The organism is Streptomyces sp. NPDC104814, assembly GCF_055583185.1.
Window position 1 is genome coordinate 141086 of record NZ_JBVJOL010000002.1, and the last position, 20754, is coordinate 161839.

Sequence of the window (20754 nt, forward strand, 5' to 3'; positions counted from 1 at the left end):
GCGAGGAGCGCGGGCGCGTCCACCGCGGCGTACAGCAGGAACAGGGCCCACACGCTGCCGATCCACAGCAGCCACTCGATGGCGGTCATCGGGCGCCACCACCCTCGCCGAGCGCGGTGAGGGTCGGGCAGGGCCACGGCTCGCCGTCGTGCCGGCAGTGCTCGCTGTCGGGGTACTTCTCGTGCACGCTGCGTGCGGCCTCGGCCAGCTCGGTCAGCGCGAAGCAGATCGGGTCCTCGTCCACCGGCCGGTCCTTCACGGACAGCAGCTGCTCCAGCTCGGCCACTCGGTCGCGGAGCCGCGCAGTCTCGGCGGCGGTCTCCGGGGACTGGAGCAGCTGTGCCGACTCCAGCGCGATGGCCAGCGTGGCGGGCACGGTCCTGCCCTGCTGCATGGCGGCGGCGAGGACGCCCGCCGCGGCGTTCACGAGCCTGCTGTTCATGCGGCCACCGCCGAACCCTCGGCCACGGGCCGAGCCACGCACGTGCCCCACACGTTCACCGGCACGTCCCGCCACGTCGCGTAGAGCGACACCGACAGCGACGGGCCCGTGTCCGGGGAGGTGAAATGGACCTCGCGGACGGTGCCACCGATCGCCGCGGCGTAGTCGCACATCGCCGTATGCAGCTCGGCGGAGTCCGCGTGGATCGAGATGGTGCCGCTCAGCGTGCCGTCGCGGTCCACCTGCCAACGGGCGGACGGCAGGTCGGGGTGCTCCATCAGGAGCTGCACCAGCGCGAGCGCCGCGCCGTGCTGGGTCTGAGATGATGTGCCCATCGGGGCCTCTCTTCGGATCTTGTAGGGGTGCCGGTCGGGGGTCGCTCGGGCCTGGCAGTCGGAGCGGCCCTTCGGCGTTTTGGGTGATGGATCAGGCGGCCTTCGCCGTCGGCCGCTTCTTCGCCGCGCGGCCGGCGGGCCGGGCGAAGATGGGACGCAGCTCGGCGATGACCTCGGGTCCGGGCGCCGGCGTCTCGGCAACGCGCTCGTGGATCTGCGTGATGACCGTGTCGCCGAGGAGCGCTCGGCGTTCTTCCCGCGTCACGCGGCGGCTCCGGCATCGACCGGGATGCGCTCCATGACGGTGCGAATGTCCAGGTCATATGCCTCGGCGAGGCGCATAGCCGCATTCAGGTCAGGCTGTGCCTCGCCCTTGAGGTACCGATAAACCGACGATTCGGAGATGCCGGTACGGCGGTAGATCCGGTAACCGGTCTTGTCTCCGTGAGCCGCTGTGACGGCGAGGAGCTTGGTGACGTTCAGGCGGAACACGTACTCACTCCTCTCACTGCTGGTCGCAGGTGGTTCCTTGCTCACGAGGGAGACTCTGCCACGTTCCTCCCTCCCTCGCAAGGGAGCTTGCGCACCAGGGAGGGTGAATTTTGGAACCGAACGTCCGTGCGAACGCGGGAGTGAGCAGTGTTAATGCAGGTAGATGGCCTGATGCGCACTCTTGCGAGCGAGGGAGTTTCTAGCTACTCCCTATCTAGGGAGGTACAGTCACCGGACATGACCGACGCTCCCTCGCCGACGCGTGCGCAGCGATTCCGCGACATCGTTGTGCCTGCCGCCGTCCGCGCCGGCTACACCGGCCACGGTGCCAAAGCCCGGTTCTCGCGGGACACCGGCATGACCGACAGCACCGTTTCCCGTCTCTGGGCGGGCACTGCTGTACCGGACGCCCGCTTCTTCAGCCGCATCGCAGACGTAACCCACCTCCACCTGGGCACCCTGCTCGTGGAGGGCGGCGTGCTTTCTCGTGAAGCACTTCAGTCACTGTCCGAAACGGATCGATCGCAGGTAGGGTCCGACGAGGAAGGACTGACTCCGGAAGAAGCTGCTGACCGACTCGGGATCAAGGACGACGTGGGGCGGGAACTTTTCTACGCAACCATCGAACGTCTCAAGCGTCTACAAGATCAAGACGCCCCCGACCGCGGTGCCAACCACGGAGGGGCGGCAGCACAGATGTGATGCGGGGGTGCGGTATGGATCTCGCCGGCGGCACGCGAGCAACAGCGGTAGCGGCGGCGGTGATAATCCTCGGCGGTGTGACCGTGATCCTGCATGGCACCATCCGCGGCGACATGGCGCGCGCCATCGGCGGAGCCTGCCTCACCCTGCCGGCACTCACCCTCATCGCACTCGTGCTCGTCCGGCGCTGGATCACCGACACCCGCGACGAACGCCGCGCCCTGGCCGCTGCCCAGCGGGAAGCCGAGGCGCAGCGCACCCGCTACGTCGCCGCGCAAGCCGCCCTGGAGAACGAGCAGGGGCGACTCAACCGCGACATGGCAGCCGAGCGCGCCCGCATTGCCGCTCAGCTGAAGGCCGAACGCGACGCCCTGTCGGCAGAGTTCGAGGAAAGGCGGGCCGCCCTGATCTCCGAAACGATGGAGGTCACGGTCCGCATGATCCAAGATGGCAAGTTCGCACCCGAGCCGTCACGCCGGAACAACCTCATTCGCTTCCCTGAGAAACTGCCGTTGCAGTCCCCTGCCCCTGAGCACTCGCGGGAACGGTCCCGCGAACACGGCGTAGTTGGGCCGTGAAGCCCGGCTCACCCACAAACGTCAGCTTGATGCGGCCCGGCTCGATCGTCCGCACCCCACGGGCCCGCGCTCGGTGGAGCCGCACGTTCACGCACGACCGGATCACCGTCCGCTGCTGCTCCACCGTCAGCTGCTCCCATCGGTCTGCCACATCGGCGTGACCGATCAAGCCGCGCAGAAGCGGCGGCGCGTGGACTACCTGAGTCTGCTTCCGCGCCTGCTCGATCTGCGGCGTCAGCGACGCCTCCACCGCCACCAGGGAGGCGATCGACAGCAACGGCTTGCCAGTCTTCTCGTTGACGGTGGCCGCCTGCTGGCGTGCCTCCGCCAGCTGCTCCTCCAGAGCCTTCACCCGCAGCACAGCCTTGGCGGCCTCCTCGTCCTCGGCGTCCGTACGGAACGCCTCGGCCGCCCGCTGCGGCAGCCAGTCCAGCAGGGCCTCCTCCACGTACGCGTCCAGCAGCTCGGTCCGCATCATCGTGTGGTAGCCCTCCGAGCATTGATACGCCCGCTGCTTGCGGTTCTTCACGACGCGCAAGTGCGGGTCGTGCTCACACTCGCCGCACCGCGCGATGCCGGACAGCAGCCACTTCACTGACCAATCCCGGGTCGTGAGGCGCGAGGGTGCGGACACGATCTGCTGCACCTGGTCGAACAGCTCCGGCGGCACGATGGCCGGCCACGTCGCATCGCCGAGGATCTCGCCCCGGAATACCCGCTTCCCGGCGTAGCCCGGGTTCCGCAGCATCGTGCGCAGGTGGTAGATCTGCCACGGGGTTCCCGGCACGCGCTCGCCCTCGGCCTGGAGCCGCTGCACGATGGAGTACTCGGTTTCGCCGGCCGCGATCCGCTTGAAGATGTCCCGCACGATCGGCCCGCGTTCGGGGTGCTCGTACTGCTCCAGCAGCTCGCCAGTCTCGGGGTCGTAGCGGCGGGCGTAGCCGTAGAGGATGCGGCCGTGTGGCTTGCCCTGCTTGGCGGTCGACCGCGTGGTGCGCAGGTTCCGGTCGCGGATGCCCTCGGCCTCGTCCTCGGCGGCGATGGCGTCCTGGGCGGTCGCCTTGCGGTCCTCGCGCTTGCTGAGGTCATAGACCTGGCCGTTGTAGCAGAGCAGGACATGGTTGGCCATGCAGGCGTTGCGCAGCCTGATGTATGCCTCGATATCCCTGTAGTACCGCGATGCTTCGAACGCGACGACGATCTTTCCGCGGCCCTCTTCGATGGCCTGGATTAGCGCCTCGAAGTCGTCGCGCTTTCTGCGCGCGTGTCGGGAAGCTGACCGGTCGATGTCCTTGAAAATGGCGGCGATTGGCCAGCCGAATTCGTCGCACATGTCCTGACCGGTGTTCAGCTGGTCGTTGACCGAGCGGCCCTTTTTCTTCGGGTCGCGGGAGGCGCGGCCGTAGAGCAGTGCGTCAAACCTCGTGTCCGGGAAGACCAGGTGCAGGTACTCGGGAGCGATGGGCATGCCCCGAGGTTACAGACAACAGTGGGCAACGGACATTGTCCGGTGCGAACTTCACCATCCTCCTCGCACTGCTCCTCGGTCCGCCCGGCCTGGCCCAGCGGGCCGAACGGCGAGGGCTGGCACCCCGTCTGGGGCTGCCGCTGCGGACGACGGCCCTGCTGGGTGCGGGAGCGACGCTGGCTTTCGTCGTGGTGTGCCGGCCCGACCCGAGCGTGCTGCGGGCGGCGGCCTGCGGATCGGTCGCGCTGCTCGCGCTGGCCACCGGACGCCGCAGAACCCTGATCCCGGCGCTGGCGACCGCGGTGCTGCTGCTCGTCCTGTACGACCCGTGGCTCTCCCGCAGTTACGGCTTCCTGCTGTCGGTGCTGGCCACCGGAGCCCTCCTCACCGTCGCGCCCCGTTGGAGTGCCGCGCTGCGGCGGCGCGGGGTGCCGCCGCGGGTGGCCGAGGCACTGGCCACGGCGGGCGCCGCCCAGGCGCTGTGCGCGCCGGTCGTGGCGGTGCTGTCCGCGCGGGTGAGCCTGGTCGGAGTCGTCTGCAACCTGCTCGCGGAGGTCGCGGTCGCACCGGCGACGGTGCTCGGTTTCGCCGCGCTCGCGATCGCCCCGTTCGCGATGCCGGTGGCCGAGGCGGTGGCGTGGTGCGCGAGTTGGCCGGCCGAGTGGATCGCCGGCGTGGCACGGGAAGGAGCGGCCCTGCCCGGTGCGGCCGTGGACTGGCCGGGCAGCTGGGCGGGGGCGCTGCTCCTCGCGCTCATCACGCTGCTGGTGGTGCTCGCCGGGCGGAGGCTGCTGCGTCACCCCTGGCTGTGCGGGGCGTGCGGAGCGCTGCTCGTGCTGTTCGTGGTGCAGCCGGCGCCGCTGACCCGGGTGGTCACGGGCTGGCCCCCGCCGGGCTGGCGGCTGGTGATGTGTGATGTGGGGCAGGGCGACGCGACGGTGTTCGCGGCGGGCGAGGGCCGGGCGGTGGTCGTGGACGCCGGACCCGAACCCCGCCGGGTGGACCGGTGCCTGCGCACCCTCGGCATCACCCGGATCCCGCTCGTCGTGCTCACCCACTTCCACGCCGACCATGTCGCCGGGCTGCCCGGAGTGTTGCGCGGCCGGGCGGTGGGGGCGATCGAGACGACCGCTCTGGACGAGCCGGCGGACCAGGTGCGGTTCGTCAGGAGGGAGGCGTCCGCGCGGCACATCCCGCTGACCCGGGCCGCCGCGGGGGAGGAGCGACGGGTCGGTGCGCTGTCCTGGCAGGTGCTGTGGCCGCGGCCCGGCCCGGCGGCGGCGCTGGACGGGCCGAACGACGCCAGCGTCACCCTGCTCGTGCGGACGGCGGGACTGCGGGTGCTGATGCTGGGCGACCTCGAACCGCCCGCGCAGCAGGCGCTGGCGCGGTCACCGGCCGCCGCGTCGCTGCGGGACGTGGACGTGCTGAAGGTGGCCCATCACGGCTCCGCGTACCAGGACCCGGACCTGATACGGCTGGCCGCCCCGCGGCTGGCGCTCGTGTCGGTGGGCGCGGACAACCCGTACGGGCATCCGGCGCCGGTGACCGTCCACGCGCTGCGGGCCCGGGGAGCGGCGGTGCTGCGGACCGACCTGGACGGATCCCTGGCCGTACTCGGCTCGGCGGGCCGGGCAGGGCCGGGGGCGGACGGAGGGCTGCGGGTGGCGCCAGACTGAGGGCATGGACTCCGCACAGGCCGATGCCTATCTCCGCCGGCTGGGCGCCCAGCGCCCGGCCCGGCCCACCGACGACGCCCTGAGGGAACTGCACCTGCGGCATCTGCGCACCGTGCCCTTCGAGAACCTCTCGATCCATCTGGGAGAGGAGATCGTGCTGGAGGAGAAGCGGCTGGTGGACAAGGTCGTGGGGGCCAAGAGGGGAGGTTTCTGCTACGAACTCAACGGCGCTTTCGGCGCGTTGCTGAACTCGCTCGGCTTCGAGGTGACGCTCCTGGCGGCCCGGGTGTACGGGGACGGCGAGCGGACCGGCATCCCGTACGACCACATGGCGCTGCGGGTGCGCACGGCCGACGGCGGCGACTGGCTGGCCGACGTCGGGTTCGGGGCGCACAGTCACCTTCCGCTGCGGTTCGGCGAGCGGGGCGAGCAGCCGGATCCCGGCGGGGTGTTCCGGGTCGCGGAGGCGGGGCCCGACGCGGCCGGGGTGCGCGGGGGCGCCGAGGGGGCGGACGGGGCGGCCGACCTGGACGTGCTGCGGGACGGGCGCCCGCAGTACCGGCTGGAGGTGCGGCCCCGGGTGCTCGGCGACTTCGTGACCGGCGCATGGTGGCACAGCACCTCGCCGCGGTCGCACTTCGTGCAGTCACTGGTGTGCTCCCGGCTCACGGAGGACGGCGGCCGGGTGACGCTCAGCGGGCGGCGGCTGACCACCACCGCGGCCGACGGAGCGCGCCGGGAACGGAAGCTGGAGGGGGACGCCGAGGTGCTGGGGACGTACCGGGAGCTGTTCGGGATCGAGCTGGACAGTGTGCCGGTGGTGCGGGTGAGGGACGGGGACGGCACCTGAGTCCCGAGCAGGGGCCGGGGTGCGGATCGGGAGGGGTTCGTCGCCGCGGCCCCGGCGTCGGGCTTCCGGGCGGCTGCCGGAAAATGGGCACGTGAGCGATGTGAGACATGTGCTGGTGCTGCCCGACCGCGACGCGGCGGAGGAGGCCGCGGAGGCGCTCGGCGAGCGGTTCGGCATCGACGAGGAGCCGCGGCTCGTCCGGGACGCGCTGGCGGGGGAGGACGACGCGGAGGACGCGCAGTGGCTGCTGGTGCTGCGCGACGAGCACGAGCGGCTCGACCCCGCCGAGCTGGACGCGTTCGCGGGCGAGTGGGACGGCTGGCGGGAGGAGCCCTGAGCCGGCGCCGGCCCTTGGCCGGGGGAGCCGTGAACTGACGGGAGCCCTGAACCGGCGCGGCAGCCCTGCGCCGGAGGGAGCGGTGAGCCGGCGGCAGCTGCGCGCCGACGCCCGACGGGCGCGCCCCTCGTTGTCAGTGCCCCGTGCCATGCTTGTCCCGATGGCCAGGAAGACTGCGAATGACGACCCTCTCGCCCCGGTGACGCTCGCCGTGGGCCAGGAGGAGCTCCTGCTCGACCGTGCCGTGCAGGAGGTGGTGGCCGCCGCCAGGGCCTCCGACGCCGACACGGACGTGCGGGACCTGACCCCGGACCAGTTGCAGCCGGGCACGCTCGCCGAGTTGACCTCTCCCTCGCTCTTCGCCGAGCGCAAGGTCGTGGTCGTACGCAATGCGCAGGATCTGTCGGCCGACACCGTCAAGGACGTCAAGGCGTATCTGTCGGCGCCCGCCGAGGAGATCACGCTGGTGCTGCTGCACGCCGGCGGCGCCAAGGGCAAGGGGCTGCTGGACGCCGCGCGCAAGGTGGGGGCGCGGGAGGTCGCCTGCCCGAAGATGACGAAGCCGGCCGACCGGCTGGCCTTCGTGCGGCAGGAGTTCCGTGCGGTGGGGCGCTCGGCGACGCCCGAGGCGTGCCAGGCGCTCGTCGACGCGATCGGCAGCGATCTGCGGGAGCTGGCGTCCGCCGTCTCGCAGCTGGTCGCCGACGTGGAGGGCACGATCGACGAGGCCGTCGTCGGCCGGTACTACACCGGCCGTGCGGAGGCCTCCAGCTTCACCGTCGCCGACCGGGCGGTGGAGGGACGGGCGGCCGAGGCGCTGGAGGCGCTGCGGTGGTCGCTGGCCACGGGGGTCGCGCCGGTGCTGATCACCAGCGCGTTGGCGCAGGGGGTGCGGGCGATCGGCAAGCTGTCCTCCGCGCGCGGCGGACGTCCCGCCGACCTGGCCCGTGAGCTGGGCATGCCGCCCTGGAAGATCGACCGGGTGCGCCAGCAGATGCGCGGCTGGACCCCGGACGGCGTGGCCGTCGCGCTGCGGGCGGTGGCCGAGGCGGACGCGGGCGTGAAGGGCGGCGGCGACGACCCGGAGTACGCCCTGGAGAAGGCCGTGGTGACCATCGCGCGGGCCGCGCGCTCCAGGGGCCGGTAGCCGCCCGGCGGAGGAGAATCGGACGGGTCAGCCTTACATCGCCGAGCTACGGAAAGGTGGCGATCGACATGGCTGAGCATCCGCATGCGGCGCTGGTTCGCAGAGGGTACGAGGCGTTCGTCCAGGGGAACATGGACAGCCTGCGCGAGATCATGACGGCGGACTGCACCCACCATGTGCCGGGCAGTCACCCCATGGCCGGCGACTTCAAGGGCCAGGACGCGGTCATCCAGATGTACGGCCGGCTCTTCGAGGAGACCGGTGGTTCGCTGAACGTCGACCTGCGCCAGATCTTCGTCGACGGGCGCGGACACGCCGTCGCCCTGCAGCACATCACCGCGGACCGCAACGGCAAGCACCTGGACGCGGACGGGACCATCGTCTTCCGTGTGGTCGGCGACAAGATCACCGATCTCGACCAGTGCTCCGCCGACCTCGACATGGACAACGACTTCTGGTCGTGACGCGCGGATGGTCGTGACGCGCGGATGGTCGTGACGCCCGGATGGTCGTGACGCACCGACGTGACGCACGCACTCCGTGCCGCACAGGAGGATCCACACGCCGAACGGCCCCGTCGCCCGCCCTGGGGAAGGGCGTGGCGGCGGGGCCGTCGGATGAAGCGGGTGAGCCCGTTCCCGCGTGGCGAACGCAGGCCGCGAACAGGCTCGTGGTGCCGGACGGGAGCGGATGAGAGAGGGCCCGCTCTGGGTCCCTCCGGCGACGTGGGCCCCGCAGAGGGACCCGTCAGATCAAAGGAGGTGCTCAGCCCTGGAGGGTCGCGACCTTGGAAGCAAGCGCCGACTTCTTGTTGGCGGCCTGGTTCTTGTGGATGACGCCCTTCGAGACGGCCTTGTCCAGCGCACGCGCCGCGGCGCGCTGCAGCTCGGTGGCCTTCTCGACGTCACCCGCGGCAGCGGCCTCGCGGGCCTTGCGGATCGCGGTCTTGAGGGAGGACTTGACGGCCTTGTTGCGCAGCCGCGCCTTCTCGTTGGTCTTGATCCGCTTGATCTGGGACTTGATGTTCGCCACGAATGAGCCTTTTCAGGTTCAGGCACGGGACCGGAAGGGATTCCACGAGAGAACCCCGGGACCCGTGCCAGGTGATTTCTTGGGATGTGCCTCGCGCTGAGAGGGCATGAGACACAGCCCCCTACACTACCAGCGGCCCTTCGAGTGGCCCAAACCGGTCGCCGCGCCCCACCCGTGGGACCATGGAAGCTACGTATCGATCCGACCCGAGGCATAAGGCGCCTCAAGAGACAGGACCCTGCGTGCCCGCGACCCCTTCCCATGTGCCCGAGCCGAGCCGTACCGACCCGGCTCTGATCCGCAATTTCTGCATCATCGCGCACATCGACCACGGCAAGTCCACGCTCGCCGACCGGATGCTCCAGCTGACCGGTGTGGTCGAGCAGCGGCAGATGCGTGCTCAGTACCTCGACCGGATGGACATCGAGCGCGAGCGCGGCATCACGATCAAGTCCCAGGCGGTGCGTTTGCCGTGGGCCCCGACCCATGACAAGAGCAACACGCACATCCTCAACATGATCGACACCCCGGGGCACGTCGACTTCACCTACGAGGTCTCGCGGTCGCTCGCCGCCTGCGAGGGGACCATCCTCCTCGTCGACGCCGCCCAGGGCATCGAGGCGCAGACCCTCGCCAACCTCTACCTGGCGATGGAGAACGACCTCACGATCATCCCCGTGCTGAACAAGATCGACCTGCCGGCCGCGCAGCCCGAGAAGTTCGCCGAGGAGCTCGCGAACCTCGTCGGCTGCGAGCCGGGCGATGTGCTGAAGGTCTCCGCCAAGACCGGCCTCGGCGTGGACGCGCTGCTGGACAAGGTCGTCGCCGAGGTCCCGGCGCCGGTCGGCGTCAAGGACGCCCCCGCGCGCGCCATGATCTTCGACTCGGTCTACGACTCCTACCGCGGTGTCGTGACCTACGTCCGTGTCATCGACGGCCAGCTCAACAAGCGCGAGCGCATCAAGATGATGTCGACGGGCGCCACCCACGAGCTGCTGGAGATCGGCACCAACTCGCCGGAGATGCTCCCGGCCGACGGCCTGGGCGTCGGCGAGGTGGGCTATCTGATCACCGGTGTGAAGGACGTCCGCCAGTCCAAGGTCGGTGACACCGTCACCAGCCAGGCCAAGGGCGCCACCGAGGCGCTCGGCGGCTACAAGGACCCGAAGCCGATGGTCTTCTCGGGCCTGTATCCGCTGGACGGCTCGGACTACCCCGAGCTGCGCGAGGCCCTGGACAAGCTGCAGCTCAACGACGCCGCGCTGGTCTACGAGCCGGAGACCTCCGCCGCGCTCGGCTTCGGCTTCCGCGTCGGCTTCCTCGGCCTGCTGCACCTGGACGTGATCCGCGAGCGCCTGGAGCGCGAGTTCGGCCTCGACCTGATCGCCACCGCCCCCAACGTGGTCTACCGCGTGGTCATGGAGGACGGCAGCGAGCACACGGTCACCAACCCGAGCGAGTTCCCCGAAGGCAAGATCAACGAGGTCTACGAGCCGGTCGTGCGGGCCACCATCCTCGCGCCCACCGAGTTCATCGGCTCGATCATGGAGCTGTGCCAGACCCGGCGCGGCACCCTGCTCGGCATGGACTACCTCTCCGAGGACCGCGTCGAGATCCGCTACACGCTGCCGCTCGCGGAGATCGTCTTCGACTTCTTCGACCAGCTGAAGTCCAAGACCCGCGGTTACGCCTCCCTGGACTACGAGCCCACCGGCGAGCAGACCAGCTCCCTGGTCAAGGTCGACATCCTGCTGCACGGCGACAAGGTGGACGCGTTCTCCGCGATCACCCACAAGGACCAGGCCTACGCCTACGGTGTGCGGCTCGTCGCCAAGCTGAAGGAGCTGATCCCGCGGCAGGCCTTCGAGGTGCCGGTGCAGGCCGCCATCGGCTCCCGGGTGATCGCCCGCGAGACCATCCGCGCCATCCGCAAGGACGTCCTCGCCAAGTGCTACGGCGGTGACATCTCCCGTAAGCGCAAGCTGCTGGAGAAGCAGAAGGAAGGCAAGAAGCGGATGAAGATGGTCGGTTCTGTGGAGGTTCCGCAGGAGGCCTTCATCGCCGTCCTGTCCAGCGATGACAGCGGGGCGTCGGCCAAGGGCAAGAAGTAACCGGCGACCGCAGCCCGCCGGCCCGGCAAAACCGGTCACACAGGGGCCCGTCGTACGAAAGTGCGCCGGGCCCCTGGGCGTTCCGCCGGTCGCTTCGCGGGGAAACCACCGGGCGTCAGCTCTTACGCGGGCGGCGGTCGGGCTCTACTCTGTCCCTGCCCGATAGTTACTCGCGAGTTAAACAACGTCTCGTGGGTAGGAACCAGCCGCACTGTCGCGCCAGCCGCACTGTCGCGGGCCCCGGAGGATGTCGTGAGCGACGCAACTACCCTGATCGAGAACCGTCCGCCGTCCGTGGCGGGCCTCTTCCTGGAGCGCGTGGCGGCCACGCCGGACGCCGAGGCCTACCGGTATCCGGTACCGGCCGCCTCCGGTGAGGGCCCGGACGACTGGAAGTCCCTCAGCTGGGCCCAGGCGGCCGAGCGGGTGCACGCGATCGCGGCCGGCCTGATCGAGCTGGGTGTCCAGCCGGAGGAGCGGGTCGCGCTCGCCTCCTCCACACGTATCGAGTGGATCCTCGCCGACCTCGGCATCATGTGCGCGGGCGCGGCCACCACCACGATCTACCCGCAGACCAACGCCGAGGAGTCGGCGTTCATCCTCTCCGACTCCGAGAGCCGGATCCTCATCGCGGAGGACGCCGCCCAGCTCGCCAAGGCGGTGGAGAAGCGCGCCGAGCTGCCCGACCTCCGCCACGTCGTGGTGATCGACCCGGCCGGCGTCGAGAGCGGCGACTGGGTGCTCACCCTCGCCGAGCTGGAGCGGCGCGGCGCCGCCCGCCTCGCGCAGGAGCCCGAGCTGGTCAAGGAGCGGGTCGGCAAGATCACCCGTGACCAGCTCGCCACCCTCATCTACACCTCCGGCACCACCGGGCGTCCCAAGGGCGTGCGTCTGCCGCACGACAACTGGTCGTACATGGCCAAGGCGATCGCCGCGACCGGGCTGGTCGGCCCGGACGACGTGCAGTACCTGTGGCTGCCGCTGGCGCACGTCTTCGGCAAGGTGCTCACCTCCGGCCAGATCGAGGTGGGCCACGTCACCGCCGTCGACGGCCGGGTGGACAAGATCATCGAGAATCTGCCGCTCGTGCAGCCGACGTACATGGCCGCCGTCCCGCGCATCTTCGAGAAGGTCTACAACGGTGTGGCCGCCAAGGCGAAGGCCGGCGGCGGCGCCAAGTACAAGATCTTCCAGTGGGCCTCCGAGGTCGCCCGGGAGTACGCCAAGGTCACCCAGGACAACTTCAAGCGCACGGGCAACCGCTCCGCGCCCCTCGGGCTCGCCTCCAAGCACAAGGTCGCCGACGCGCTGGTCTACAGCAAGATCCGCGAGGCGTTCGGTGGCCGGCTGCGCGCCTGTGTCTCCGGTTCCGCCGCGCTCGCCCCGGAGATCGGCTACTTCTTCGCCGGCGCCGGCATCCACATCCTGGAGGGCTACGGCCTCACCGAGTCCTCCGCGGCCTCCTTCGTCAACCCGGGCGAGGCCTACCGCACCGGCACCGTCGGCAAGCCGCTGCCCGGCACCGAGGTCCGTATCGCGGAGGACGGCGAGATCCTGCTGCGCGGCCCCGGCATCATGCAGGGCTACCACAAGCTGCCCGACAAGACCGCCGAGGTGCTGGAGAGCGACGGCTGGTTCCACACCGGCGACATCGGCGAACTGTCGCCCGACGGCTATCTGCGCATCACCGACCGCAAGAAGGACCTGATCAAAACCTCCGGCGGCAAGTACGTCGCGCCGGCCGAGGTCGAGGGCCAGTTCAAGGCGATCTGCCCGTATGTCTCCAACATCCTGGTGCACGGCGCGGACCGGAACTTCTGCACCGCCCTGATCGCCCTGGACGAGCAGGCCGTCCTCGACTGGGCCAAGGACAACGGCCTCGAGGGGAAGGCGTACGCCGAGGTGGTCGCGGCGCCGCAGACGGTCGAGCTGATCGACGGCTACGTCAGGCAGCTCAACGAGGGCCTGCAGCGCTGGCAGACCATCAAGAAGTTCCGTCTCCTGCCCCGCGACCTCGACGTGGAGCACGGCGAGATCACCCCGAGCCTGAAGCTGAAGCGGCCGGTCGTGGAGCGCGAGTACAAGCACCTCATCGACGAGATGTACGCGGGCACGCGCGAGGCGTAGGCCCGTGACGCCGGGGACATGTTTGGCATAGTCCAGCGGCGGATGCTTTGTGAACGCCGAATGCCCGGATCCGAACTCTTTCTGTCCGGATCCGGGCATTCGCACGCCCTGGTTCGCACTCATCGCGACCCAGTTCGGTAACTCCCCGCTTATGCGCCGGTCCGGTCTGTCACCCTGTCGCCATCGACCGACAGATATCCAGCCGAACCGCTCGGGGAGTTGTCGATGGGGGTCGTACCGACGCAGCGCGAGACCGAGTTCCTGACCGGTGCTGCGCCCGCGCACACCGACAGCCGCGCGCGGGCGCACGCCCTCCTGCCCGGCAGCGAACTCGCGCCCGGCACCGCCCGCGGCCTGGTCCGCGCGGCGCTCGCCGAGTGGACCGGCCTCGCCCTGCCCGGCGCCGACCGGCTCACCGAGCGGCTCGCCCAGGACGCCGCGCTCCTCGTCAGCGAACTGGTCACCAACGCGGTCGTGCACGCCGGCACCGACGTCGAGCTGCACTGCCGGCTGGAGCCGGCCGGAGCCGTGGTCGTCGAGGTCACCGACCGCCACCCCACCCGCGCCCCGCGCGACACCGCGGCCGACGACGGGACACCGGAACCGGAGTACGGGCGCGGACTGCGGCTGGTCGCCGCGCTCGCCGAGTCCTGGGGCGTCACCTACCGCCGTACCGCCAAGACGGTGTGGGCCCGGCTCACCCCGGAGACCGAGGACCGGCCCCACCCCGACGACCGCCCCCGGCACGACGGCCTCACCCGCCCCGGCGACCGCGCCCTCGGCGAGGCCCTCCAGCTCGCCGGGATCCTCGCCCCCGAGCCGCGCGGCGCCGACGGCGACCGGGACTGGCTCGGCCGCGGCGCCCTGTCCTTCCTCGCCGAGGCCTCCGACCTGCTCGCCGGACAGCTCGACGAGGACCTCGTGGCCTCCCTCACCGGCCAGCTCGTCGTGCCCCGCCTCGCCGACTGGTGCGCGGTGTGGCTGGAGGACGAGGTCACCGGGCGCGGCTGGGCCGACGGCGGCGGAGAGGGCGTACGGCCGGCCCGGGTGTGGCACAGCAGCGAACACCTCGTCGAGGAGCTGCGCCACGCCCTGGAGAAGGAACCGCCCCGCCCGCCCGCCGCGGCCACCCCCGGCCCGCTGCCCTACCCGTGGCCCGGGGCCGCGCTCGGCCCGCACGGCGCGGCCCTCGCCTACCGTCTCGTCGCCGGCGGCCGCCCGCTCGGCACCCTCGTCATCGGCCGCACCGGACTGCTGCGCTTCCCCGACGAGGTCACCGGTCTCGTCGAGGACCTCAGCCGCCGGGTCGCGCTCGCCATCGGCGCCGCCCGCCAGTACGCGAGGCAGGCCACCATCAGCGCCGTCCTCCAGCGCGGCCTGCTGCCCGGAGCCGTCGCCGAGATCCCCGGCGTGCGCACCGCCCTGGTCTACGAGCCCTGCGACAAGGGCGGCCCCAGCGGCGACTTCTACGATGTCTTCCCGGCCGGGCGGGGCCGCTGGTGCTTCGCCGTCGGCGACGTCCAGGGCAAGGGCCCCGAGGCCGCCGTCGTCATCGGGCTCGCCCGGCCCTGGCTGCGGCTGCTGGCCCGCGAGGGCTACGGCGTCGCCGACGTCCTCGACCGCCTCAACCAGCTCCTCCTGGACGACGCCACCGAGGCCGCCGACGCCGCCGCCCGCGCCTTCGCCGGCCCCGTCGCCCCCGCCGACGGCCCGCAGACCCGCTTCCTGTCCCTGCTCTACGGCGAGCTGGAGCCGTACGAGGGCGGGGTGCGCTGCACCCTGGCCTCCGCCGGGCACCCGCTGCCGCTGGTCCTCGGCCCCGGCGGCGACGTCCGCACCGCCGCCCGCCCGCAGACCCTGCTCGGGGTCGTCGAGGACGAGACGTACACCAGCGAGACGATCGAGCTGCGGCCCGGCGACACCCTGCTGTGCGTCACCGACGGGGTCACCGAGCGGCGCAACGGCCCCGACCAGTTCGACGACGGCGACGGGCTGGCCCGCGCGCTCGCCGGGTGCGCCGGCCTCGACGCCGGCCTCGTCGCCGAGCGGATCATCCGGCTGGTGCACGACTTCGGCGGGCAGCCGCCGGAGGACGACCTGGCGCTGCTCGTCCTGCAGGCCGAGTAACCCTCCGCCGTCCTGGACAATGGGAGACATGCCTTCCGCACTCCCCGACGGCGAGCCCGTCCCCGACGACGGCGCGCTGCCCGCGTCCGCGCTCGCCGGCGCCGCCGAGCGGCCCCTCGGGTTCTATCTGCACGTGCCCTACTGCGCGACCCGCTGCGGCTACTGCGACTTCAACACCTACACCGCGACCGAGCTGCGCGGCACCGGCGGAGTGCTCGCCTCCCGCGACAACTACGCCGAGACGCTGACCGACGAGATCCGCCTCGCCCGCAAGGTCCTCGGCGACGACCCGCGCCCGGTGCGCACGGTCTTCGTCGGCGGCGGCACGCCCACCCTGCTGGCCGCCGGCGACCTGGTGCGGATGCTGGCGGCGATCCGTGACGAGTTCGGGCTCGCGCCGGACGCGGAGATCACCACGGAGGCCAACCCGGAGTCCGTCGACCCGGCCTACCTCGCCACGCTCCGCGAGGGCGGCTTCAACCGGATCTCCTTCGGCATGCAGAGCGCCCGCCGGCATGTGCTGAAGATCCTCGACCGCACCCACACCCCCGGCCGCCCCGAGGCATGTGTGGCCGAGGCACGCGCGGCGGGCTTCGAGCACGTCAACCTCGACCTGATCTACGGCACGCCCGGGGAGTCCGACGACGACTGGCGTGCCTCGCTGGACGCCGCGATCGGCGCCGGTCCCGACCACGTCAGCGCCTACGCCCTGATCGTCGAGGAGGGCACGCAGCTCGCCCGGCGCATCCGGCGCGGCGAGGTCCCGATGACCGACGACGACGTCCACGCCGACCGCTACCTCATCGCCGAGGAGACCTTCTCCGCGGCGGGCTTCGAGTGGTACGAGGTGTCCAACTGGGCCACCTCCGAGGCCGGCCGCTGCCTGCACAACGAGCTGTACTGGCGCGGCGCCGACTGGTGGGGCGCGGGACCGGGCGCCCACAGCCATGTCGGCGGGGTGCGCTGGTGGAACGTCAAGCACCCGGGCGCCTACGCGGCGGCGCTGGCCGCGGGCCGCTCCCCGGGCGCCGGACGGGAGATCCTGAGCGACGAGGACCGCCGCGTGGAGCGCGTCCTGCTGGAGCTGCGGCTGCGCGAGGGCGTACCGCTGGACCTGCTGAAGACGGACGGCCGCCGGGCCGCCGACCGAGCTCTGACGGACGGGCTCCTCCAGCCGGAACCGTACGCCGAGGGCCGCGCGGTACTGACCCTGCGCGGCCGCCTGCTCGCGGACGCGGTGGTGCGGGACCTGGTGGACTGAGGGGCCGACCCCCGCGTCGGCGGGGAGCACGAACTGCTCGGTCGCGTGGACCAGCTCAGCGACGGACCACCTCCGCAGCGGCGGAGAGCAGTCCACCAGTCCCGCCGAATAAACGATCGGGTAGGTGTCAGGGCACGGTCACGTGGTCGATGAGGCGCTCGACACAGCCCAGCAGCTCCGGCTCCAAATCCTTGTACGACCGCACCCGGCCGAGGATCGCCTGCCAGGCCGCGCCCGTGTTCTCCGGCCAGCCCAGGGCCCGGCACACGCCCGTCTTCCAGTCCTGGCCGCGCGGGATCACCGGCCACGCCTCGATGCCCAGCGCGGACGGCTTCACCGCCTGCCAGATGTCGATGTACGGGTGGCCCACCACCAGCGCGTGCTCACTCGTCACGGCCTCGGCGATCCGCCACTCCTTCGTGCCCGGCAGCAGATGGTCCACCAGGACGCCGAGCCGGGCGTCCGGACCCGGGTCGAAGGACTCCACGATCGCCGGCAGGTCGTCGACGCCCTCCAGGTACTCCACGACCACGCCCTCGATGCGCAGGTCGTCGCCCCAGACCTTCTCCACCAGCTCGGCGTCGTGCCGCCCCTCGACGTAGATGCGGCCGGCCCGGGCCACCCGGGCGCGTGCGCCGGGCACGGCGACCGATCCGGACGCGGTGCGACCGGGCCGTGCCGCGGCCGCCGCGGCGGGCCGCACCAGCGTCACCACACGGCCCTCCAGCAGGAAGCCGCGCGGCTGGAGCGGGAAGACCCGGTGCTTGCCGAAGCGGTCCTCCAGAGTGACCGTGCCGGCCTCGCAGCGGATCACCGCGCCGCAGAAGCCGCTGCCGGGCTCCTCCACCACCAGGCCCGGCTCGGCCGCCACCTCGGGCGCCGGCGCGGGCTTCTTCTTCCAGGGCGGGGTCAGGTCGGGGGAGTACTGCCGCATTCGGATGACGATAGGAGAACCAGCGCCGCCGAGCGCCCGGATCAGCGCGACACGCCGAAGCGGGCCGCCAGCGCGTCCCGCTGCGCCCGCACGAACGCCGCGTCCACCACCGCTCCGTGACCGGGCACGTACAGCGCGTCCTCACCGCCGAGCGCCAGCAGCCGGTCCAGCGCGCCGGGCCAGTGCGACGGAACGGCGTCGGGGCCCGCCTGCGGCTCACCGGACTCCTCGACGAGGTCACCGCAGAACACCACCTCCCGCTCACCGGGGACCAGGACGGCGAGGTCGTGGGCGGTGTGCGCCGGGCCCACGTTGGCGAGCAGCACCTGGCGGCCACCGCCGAGGTCGAGGGTCCACTCGCCGCTGACCAGGTGGCCGACCGGCACCGGCGCCCCCGCGGCCTGCTCGGCGAGCTCCGGGTCCAGACCGGCCTTCACCGCGTCCGCCCGCAGCTCCTCCCGGCCGCGCGGGGTGAACGCCGCATCGATGCCCACCGCCCCGAAGATCTCGCCGGCCCCGACCGAGGAGGCGCCGAGGACGTGGTCGAAGTGGGGATGGGTGAACGCGAGATGGGTCACACCGTGCCCGGTGAGCCGTTCGGCCTCGGCGCGCAGCCGCTCGCCCTCCGCGAGGCTCGACCCGGCGTCGATCATGAGTGCCGTGCCGTGGCCGACGACCAGCCCCGTCGTACAGTCCCAGCCGGGCAGTCGGCACCGTCCGACTCCGGCCGCGAGCGGTTCCCACCCGAGCTCTTCCCAAGTAACCGTCATGCGGCGACGCTAGCGGGTACGCGACCACGCGGTATGACCAGCCTTGCCGGGGGCGTACCCCACCGCCGTACACTGGCCCGGGGACGTCTGGCACTCGGACGCGCAGAGTGCCAGGAAAGCTACGAGGGAAGACTTCTGGAGGTGTGCGCCATGCTGAGTGAACGACGGCTTCAGGTGCTGCGCGCCATCGTCCAGGACTACGTGGGCACCGAGGAGCCGGTCGGTTCGAAGGCGCTCACGGAGCGGCACAACCTCGGCGTCTCCCCGGCGACCGTCCGCAACGACATGGCGGCCCTGGAGGACGAGGGGTACATCGCGCAGCCGCACACCAGCGCGGGGCGCATCCCCACCGACAAGGGCTACCGGCTGTTCGTCGACAAGCTGGCCGGTGTGAAGCCGATGACCGGCCCGGAGCGGCGCGCGATCCAGAACTTCCTCGAGGGCGCCGTCGACCTCGACGACGTGGTGGCCCGTACCGTGCGGCTGCTGGCGCAGCTCACGCGGCAGGTGGCCGTCGTGCAGTACCCGTCGCTGACCCGTTCGACCGTGCGGCACGTGGAGCTGCTGTCGCTCGCGCCGGCCCGGGTGATGCTGGTGCTGATCACCGACACCGGCCGGGTGGAGCAGCGGATGGTGGACTGCCCGGCGCCCTTCGGCGAGACCTCCCTGGCGGATCTGCGGGCCCGGCTGAACAGCCGGATCGCCGGCCGCCGGTTCACGGACGTGCCGAAGCTGGTGGAGGACCTGCCGGAGGCCTTCGAGCCGGAGGACCGCGGTACGGTCTCCACGGTGCTCTCCACGCTGCTGGAGACGCTGGTCGAGGAGAACGAGGAACGGCTGATGATCGGCGGCACCGCCAATCTGACGCGGTTCCCGCACGACTTCCCCCTCACGATCCGGCCGGTGCTGGAGGCCCTGGAGGAGCAGGTCGTCCTCCTGAAGCTGCTCGGCGAGGCGAAGGATCCGGGCGTGACCGTACGGATCGGTCATGAGAACGCCCACGAAGGACTCAACTCCACGTCCGTCGTGTCGGTCGGCTACGGTTCGGGCGGCGAGGCTGTCGCCAAGCTCGGCGTGGTCGGACCGACCCGCATGGACTACCCGGGAACGATGGGAGCGGTACGCGCAGTGGCACGGTACGTCGGACAGATCCTGGCGGAGTCGTAGGTGGCCACGGACTACTACGCCGTACTCGGCGTGCGCCGCGACGCGTCGCAGGATGAGATCAAGAAGGCGTTCAGGCGGCTCGCTCGCGAGCTGCACCCGGACGTCAACCCCGATCCGAAGACGCAGGAGCGGTTCAAGGAGATCAACGCCGCCTACGAGGTGCTGTCGGACCCGCAGAAGAAGCAGGTCTACGACCTCGGCGGCGACCCGCTCTCGCAGTCCGGCGGCGCCGGCGCGGGCGGCTTCGGCGCGGGCGGCTTCGGGAACTTCTCGGACATCATGGACGCGTTCTTCGGTACGGCGTCGCAGCGCGGACCGCGCTCGCGCACCCGCCGGGGCCAGGACGCGATGATCCGGGTCGAGGTCGAACTCGACGAGGCGGCCTTCGGCACCACGAAGGACATCCAGGTCGAGACCGCGATCGTCTGTTCCACCTGCTCGGGTGAGGGCGCCGCGCCGGGCACCTCCGCGCAGACGTGTGACATGTGCCGCGGCCGCGGTGAGGTCTCGCAGGTCACCCGGTCCTTCCTGGGCCAGGTCATGACCTCGCGGCCCTGCCCGCAGTGCCAGGGCTTCGGCACGATCGTGCCGAACCCGTGCCCGGAGTGCGCCGGTGACGGCCGGGTGCGCTCGCGGCGGACGCTGACGGTGAAGATCCCGGCCGGTGTCGACAACGGCACCCGCATCCAGCTCGCCGGTGAGGGCGAGGTCGGGCCCGGCGGCGGTCCCGCCGGCGACCTCTACGTCGAGATCCACGAGCTGCCGCACCCGACGTTCCAGCGGCGCGGCGACGATCTGCACTGCACGGTGACGATCCCGATGACGGCGGCGGCCCTCGGCACGAAGGTGCCGCTGGAGACGCTGGACGGCATGGAGGAGGTCGACATCAGGCCCGGCACCCAGTCCGGCCAGTCGATCCCGCTGCACAACCGCGGTGTCACGCATCTGCGGGGCGGCGGCCGCGGCGACCTGATCGTGCACGTCGAGGTCCAGACGCCCACCAAGCTCGACCCCGAGCAGGAGCGTCTGCTGCGCGAACTGGCCAAGCTCCGCGGCGAGGAACGGCCCACGGGCCAGTTCCAGCCGGGGCAGCAGGGGCTGTTCTCGCGGTTGAAGGATGCCTTCAACGGGCGGTGATGTCCGGCGGTGCCGGGTTTTGTGTTGTGGCCGGGGGTCCGGGGGTTGGCCCCCGGGC

Annotated in this window: 20 protein-coding genes and 1 pseudogene; 13 read left to right on the forward strand and 8 right to left on the reverse strand. The window is 71.4% G+C overall.

The window, feature by feature from the left end:
* Positions 1-85: 85 nt before the first annotated feature.
* The 4 genes from ACZ64A_RS09205 to ACZ64A_RS09220 all read right to left on the reverse strand — a co-directional run bounded on the left by ACZ64A_RS09205 (position 86) and on the right by ACZ64A_RS09220 (position 1269).
* Positions 86-442, reverse strand: a complete 357-nt coding sequence (locus ACZ64A_RS09205; RefSeq protein WP_469809263.1) for a hypothetical protein — start codon at positions 440-442, stop codon at positions 86-88.
* Positions 439-777: a hypothetical protein gene (locus ACZ64A_RS09210; RefSeq protein ID WP_469809264.1), complete on the reverse strand. Its 339-nt coding sequence runs from the start codon at positions 775-777 to the stop codon at positions 439-441. Before ACZ64A_RS09210 ends, ACZ64A_RS09205 begins: the two co-directional genes overlap by 4 nt.
* 91 nt (positions 778-868) lie before the next feature.
* On the reverse strand, positions 869-1042 hold the full coding sequence (locus tag ACZ64A_RS09215) for a hypothetical protein (RefSeq protein WP_469809265.1): 174 nt from the start codon (positions 1040-1042) through the stop codon (positions 869-871).
* The gene (locus ACZ64A_RS09220; protein ID WP_469809266.1) at positions 1039-1269 is read right to left on the reverse strand and encodes a helix-turn-helix domain-containing protein; all 231 of its coding nucleotides are present in this window, start codon (positions 1267-1269) and stop codon (positions 1039-1041) included. The genes ACZ64A_RS09215 and ACZ64A_RS09220 overlap by 4 nt, the downstream gene beginning before the upstream one ends.
* Before the next feature lie 237 nt (positions 1270-1506).
* On the opposite strand from ACZ64A_RS09220, the gene ACZ64A_RS09225 reads away from it, so the two are divergent.
* Together ACZ64A_RS09225 and ACZ64A_RS09230 are read left to right on the forward strand one after the other, a co-directional pair.
* A complete protein-coding gene (locus ACZ64A_RS09225) occupies positions 1507-1971 on the forward strand; it encodes a hypothetical protein (RefSeq protein ID WP_469809268.1) in 465 nt (154 codons plus the stop codon).
* Positions 1972-2048: 77 nt separating this feature from the next.
* Positions 2049-2549, forward strand: coding sequence for a hypothetical protein (locus tag ACZ64A_RS09230; protein WP_469809269.1), 501 nt, complete (start codon positions 2049-2051; stop codon positions 2547-2549).
* Here ACZ64A_RS09230 and ACZ64A_RS09235 read toward each other — a convergent pair.
* Positions 2458-4017 (reverse strand): recombinase family protein, encoded by a 1560-nt coding sequence (locus ACZ64A_RS09235; protein ID WP_469809270.1) that lies wholly within the window; start codon positions 4015-4017, stop codon positions 2458-2460. The two genes, ACZ64A_RS09230 and ACZ64A_RS09235, sit on opposite strands and share 92 nt — an antisense overlap.
* Before the next feature lie 38 nt (positions 4018-4055).
* Between ACZ64A_RS09235 and ACZ64A_RS09240 the strand changes: the two are divergent.
* The 5 genes and pseudogenes from ACZ64A_RS09240 to ACZ64A_RS09260 form a co-directional block, all read left to right on the forward strand.
* Positions 4056-5696: pseudogene (locus tag ACZ64A_RS09240) on the forward strand (ComEC/Rec2 family competence protein); the annotation flags it as partial.
* Positions 5697-5700: 4 nt separating this feature from the next.
* Positions 5701-6546, forward strand: coding sequence for an arylamine N-acetyltransferase family protein (locus tag ACZ64A_RS09245; protein ID WP_469809272.1), 846 nt, complete (start codon positions 5701-5703; stop codon positions 6544-6546).
* A 91-nt stretch (positions 6547-6637) separates the two neighbouring features.
* Positions 6638-6883 carry a hypothetical protein gene (locus ACZ64A_RS09250; protein WP_469809273.1) on the forward strand — a complete coding sequence of 82 codons (246 nt, stop codon included), beginning with the start codon at positions 6638-6640 and terminating at the stop codon, positions 6881-6883.
* Positions 6884-7043: 160 nt separating this feature from the next.
* Positions 7044-8030 (forward strand): DNA polymerase III subunit delta, encoded by a 987-nt coding sequence (holA, locus tag ACZ64A_RS09255; protein ID WP_469809274.1) that lies wholly within the window; start codon positions 7044-7046, stop codon positions 8028-8030.
* Positions 8031-8098: 68 nt separating this feature from the next.
* On the forward strand, positions 8099-8494 hold the full coding sequence (locus ACZ64A_RS09260; RefSeq protein ID WP_469809275.1) for a nuclear transport factor 2 family protein: 396 nt from the start codon (positions 8099-8101) through the stop codon (positions 8492-8494).
* A gap of 301 nt (positions 8495-8795) precedes the next feature.
* On the opposite strand, the gene rpsT is transcribed toward ACZ64A_RS09260, so the two are convergent.
* The gene (gene rpsT / locus ACZ64A_RS09265; RefSeq protein WP_469809276.1) at positions 8796-9062 is read right to left on the reverse strand and encodes a 30S ribosomal protein S20; all 267 of its coding nucleotides are present in this window, start codon (positions 9060-9062) and stop codon (positions 8796-8798) included.
* A 242-nt stretch (positions 9063-9304) separates the two neighbouring features.
* On the opposite strand from rpsT, the gene lepA reads away from it, so the two are divergent.
* The 4 genes from lepA to hemW all read left to right on the forward strand — a co-directional run bounded on the left by lepA (position 9305) and on the right by hemW (position 16688).
* Positions 9305-11173 carry a translation elongation factor 4 gene (gene lepA / locus ACZ64A_RS09270; RefSeq protein ID WP_469809277.1) on the forward strand — a complete coding sequence of 623 codons (1869 nt, stop codon included), beginning with the start codon at positions 9305-9307 and terminating at the stop codon, positions 11171-11173.
* A gap of 252 nt (positions 11174-11425) precedes the next feature.
* Positions 11426-13300 (forward strand): AMP-dependent synthetase/ligase, encoded by a 1875-nt coding sequence (locus ACZ64A_RS09275; protein ID WP_469809279.1) that lies wholly within the window; start codon positions 11426-11428, stop codon positions 13298-13300.
* 225 nt (positions 13301-13525) lie between these two features.
* Positions 13526-15427 carry a SpoIIE family protein phosphatase gene (locus tag ACZ64A_RS09280; RefSeq protein ID WP_469809280.1) on the forward strand — a complete coding sequence of 634 codons (1902 nt, stop codon included), beginning with the start codon at positions 13526-13528 and terminating at the stop codon, positions 15425-15427.
* A gap of 28 nt (positions 15428-15455) precedes the next feature.
* Positions 15456-16688, forward strand: a complete 1233-nt coding sequence (gene hemW / locus ACZ64A_RS09285) for a radical SAM family heme chaperone HemW (RefSeq protein WP_469809281.1) — start codon at positions 15456-15458, stop codon at positions 16686-16688.
* A 127-nt stretch (positions 16689-16815) separates the two neighbouring features.
* Here hemW and ACZ64A_RS09290 read toward each other — a convergent pair whose 3' ends face one another.
* Complete coding sequence (locus tag ACZ64A_RS09290; protein WP_469809283.1) at positions 16816-17622, reverse strand: DUF3097 domain-containing protein; 807 nt, start codon at positions 17620-17622, stop codon at positions 16816-16818.
* Between the two features lie 41 nt (positions 17623-17663).
* Complete coding sequence (locus ACZ64A_RS09295; RefSeq protein WP_469809284.1) at positions 17664-18392, reverse strand: MBL fold metallo-hydrolase; 729 nt, start codon at positions 18390-18392, stop codon at positions 17664-17666.
* Between the two features lie 150 nt (positions 18393-18542).
* On the opposite strand from ACZ64A_RS09295, the gene hrcA reads away from it, so the two are divergent.
* Both hrcA and dnaJ read left to right on the forward strand, forming a co-directional pair.
* Positions 18543-19559, forward strand: coding sequence for a heat-inducible transcriptional repressor HrcA (hrcA, locus tag ACZ64A_RS09300; RefSeq protein WP_469809285.1), 1017 nt, complete (start codon positions 18543-18545; stop codon positions 19557-19559).
* Entirely contained in the window at positions 19560-20696 is a 1137-nt protein-coding gene (gene dnaJ / locus ACZ64A_RS09305; RefSeq protein WP_361636862.1) for a molecular chaperone DnaJ, read from the forward strand.
* Positions 20697-20754: the final 58 nt, after the last annotated feature.

Excerpts from the sequence above, each read along its gene's own strand:
- ACZ64A_RS09205 (WP_469809263.1), bottom strand. The coding sequence starts at position 442 with ATGAACAGCAGGCTCGTGAACGCCGCGGCGGGCGTCCTCGCCGCCGCC.
- ACZ64A_RS09210 (WP_469809264.1), bottom strand. The coding sequence starts at position 777 with ATGGGCACATCATCTCAGACCCAGCACGGCGCGGCGCTCGCGCTGGTG.
- ACZ64A_RS09225 (WP_469809268.1), top strand. The coding sequence starts at position 1,507 with ATGACCGACGCTCCCTCGCCGACGCGTGCGCAGCGATTCCGCGACATC.
- ACZ64A_RS09235 (WP_469809270.1), bottom strand. The coding sequence starts at position 4,017 with ATGCCCATCGCTCCCGAGTACCTGCACCTGGTCTTCCCGGACACGAGG.
- ACZ64A_RS09245 (WP_469809272.1), top strand. The coding sequence starts at position 5,701 with ATGGACTCCGCACAGGCCGATGCCTATCTCCGCCGGCTGGGCGCCCAG.
- holA (WP_469809274.1), top strand. The coding sequence starts at position 7,044 with ATGGCCAGGAAGACTGCGAATGACGACCCTCTCGCCCCGGTGACGCTC.
- ACZ64A_RS09260 (WP_469809275.1), top strand. The coding sequence starts at position 8,099 with ATGGCTGAGCATCCGCATGCGGCGCTGGTTCGCAGAGGGTACGAGGCG.
- ACZ64A_RS09280 (WP_469809280.1), top strand. The coding sequence starts at position 13,526 with ATGGGGGTCGTACCGACGCAGCGCGAGACCGAGTTCCTGACCGGTGCT.
- hemW (WP_469809281.1), top strand. The coding sequence starts at position 15,456 with ATGCCTTCCGCACTCCCCGACGGCGAGCCCGTCCCCGACGACGGCGCG.
- ACZ64A_RS09290 (WP_469809283.1), bottom strand. The coding sequence starts at position 17,622 with ATGCGGCAGTACTCCCCCGACCTGACCCCGCCCTGGAAGAAGAAGCCC.
- ACZ64A_RS09295 (WP_469809284.1), bottom strand. The coding sequence starts at position 18,392 with ATGACGGTTACTTGGGAAGAGCTCGGGTGGGAACCGCTCGCGGCCGGA.
- hrcA (WP_469809285.1), top strand. The coding sequence starts at position 18,543 with ATGCTGAGTGAACGACGGCTTCAGGTGCTGCGCGCCATCGTCCAGGAC.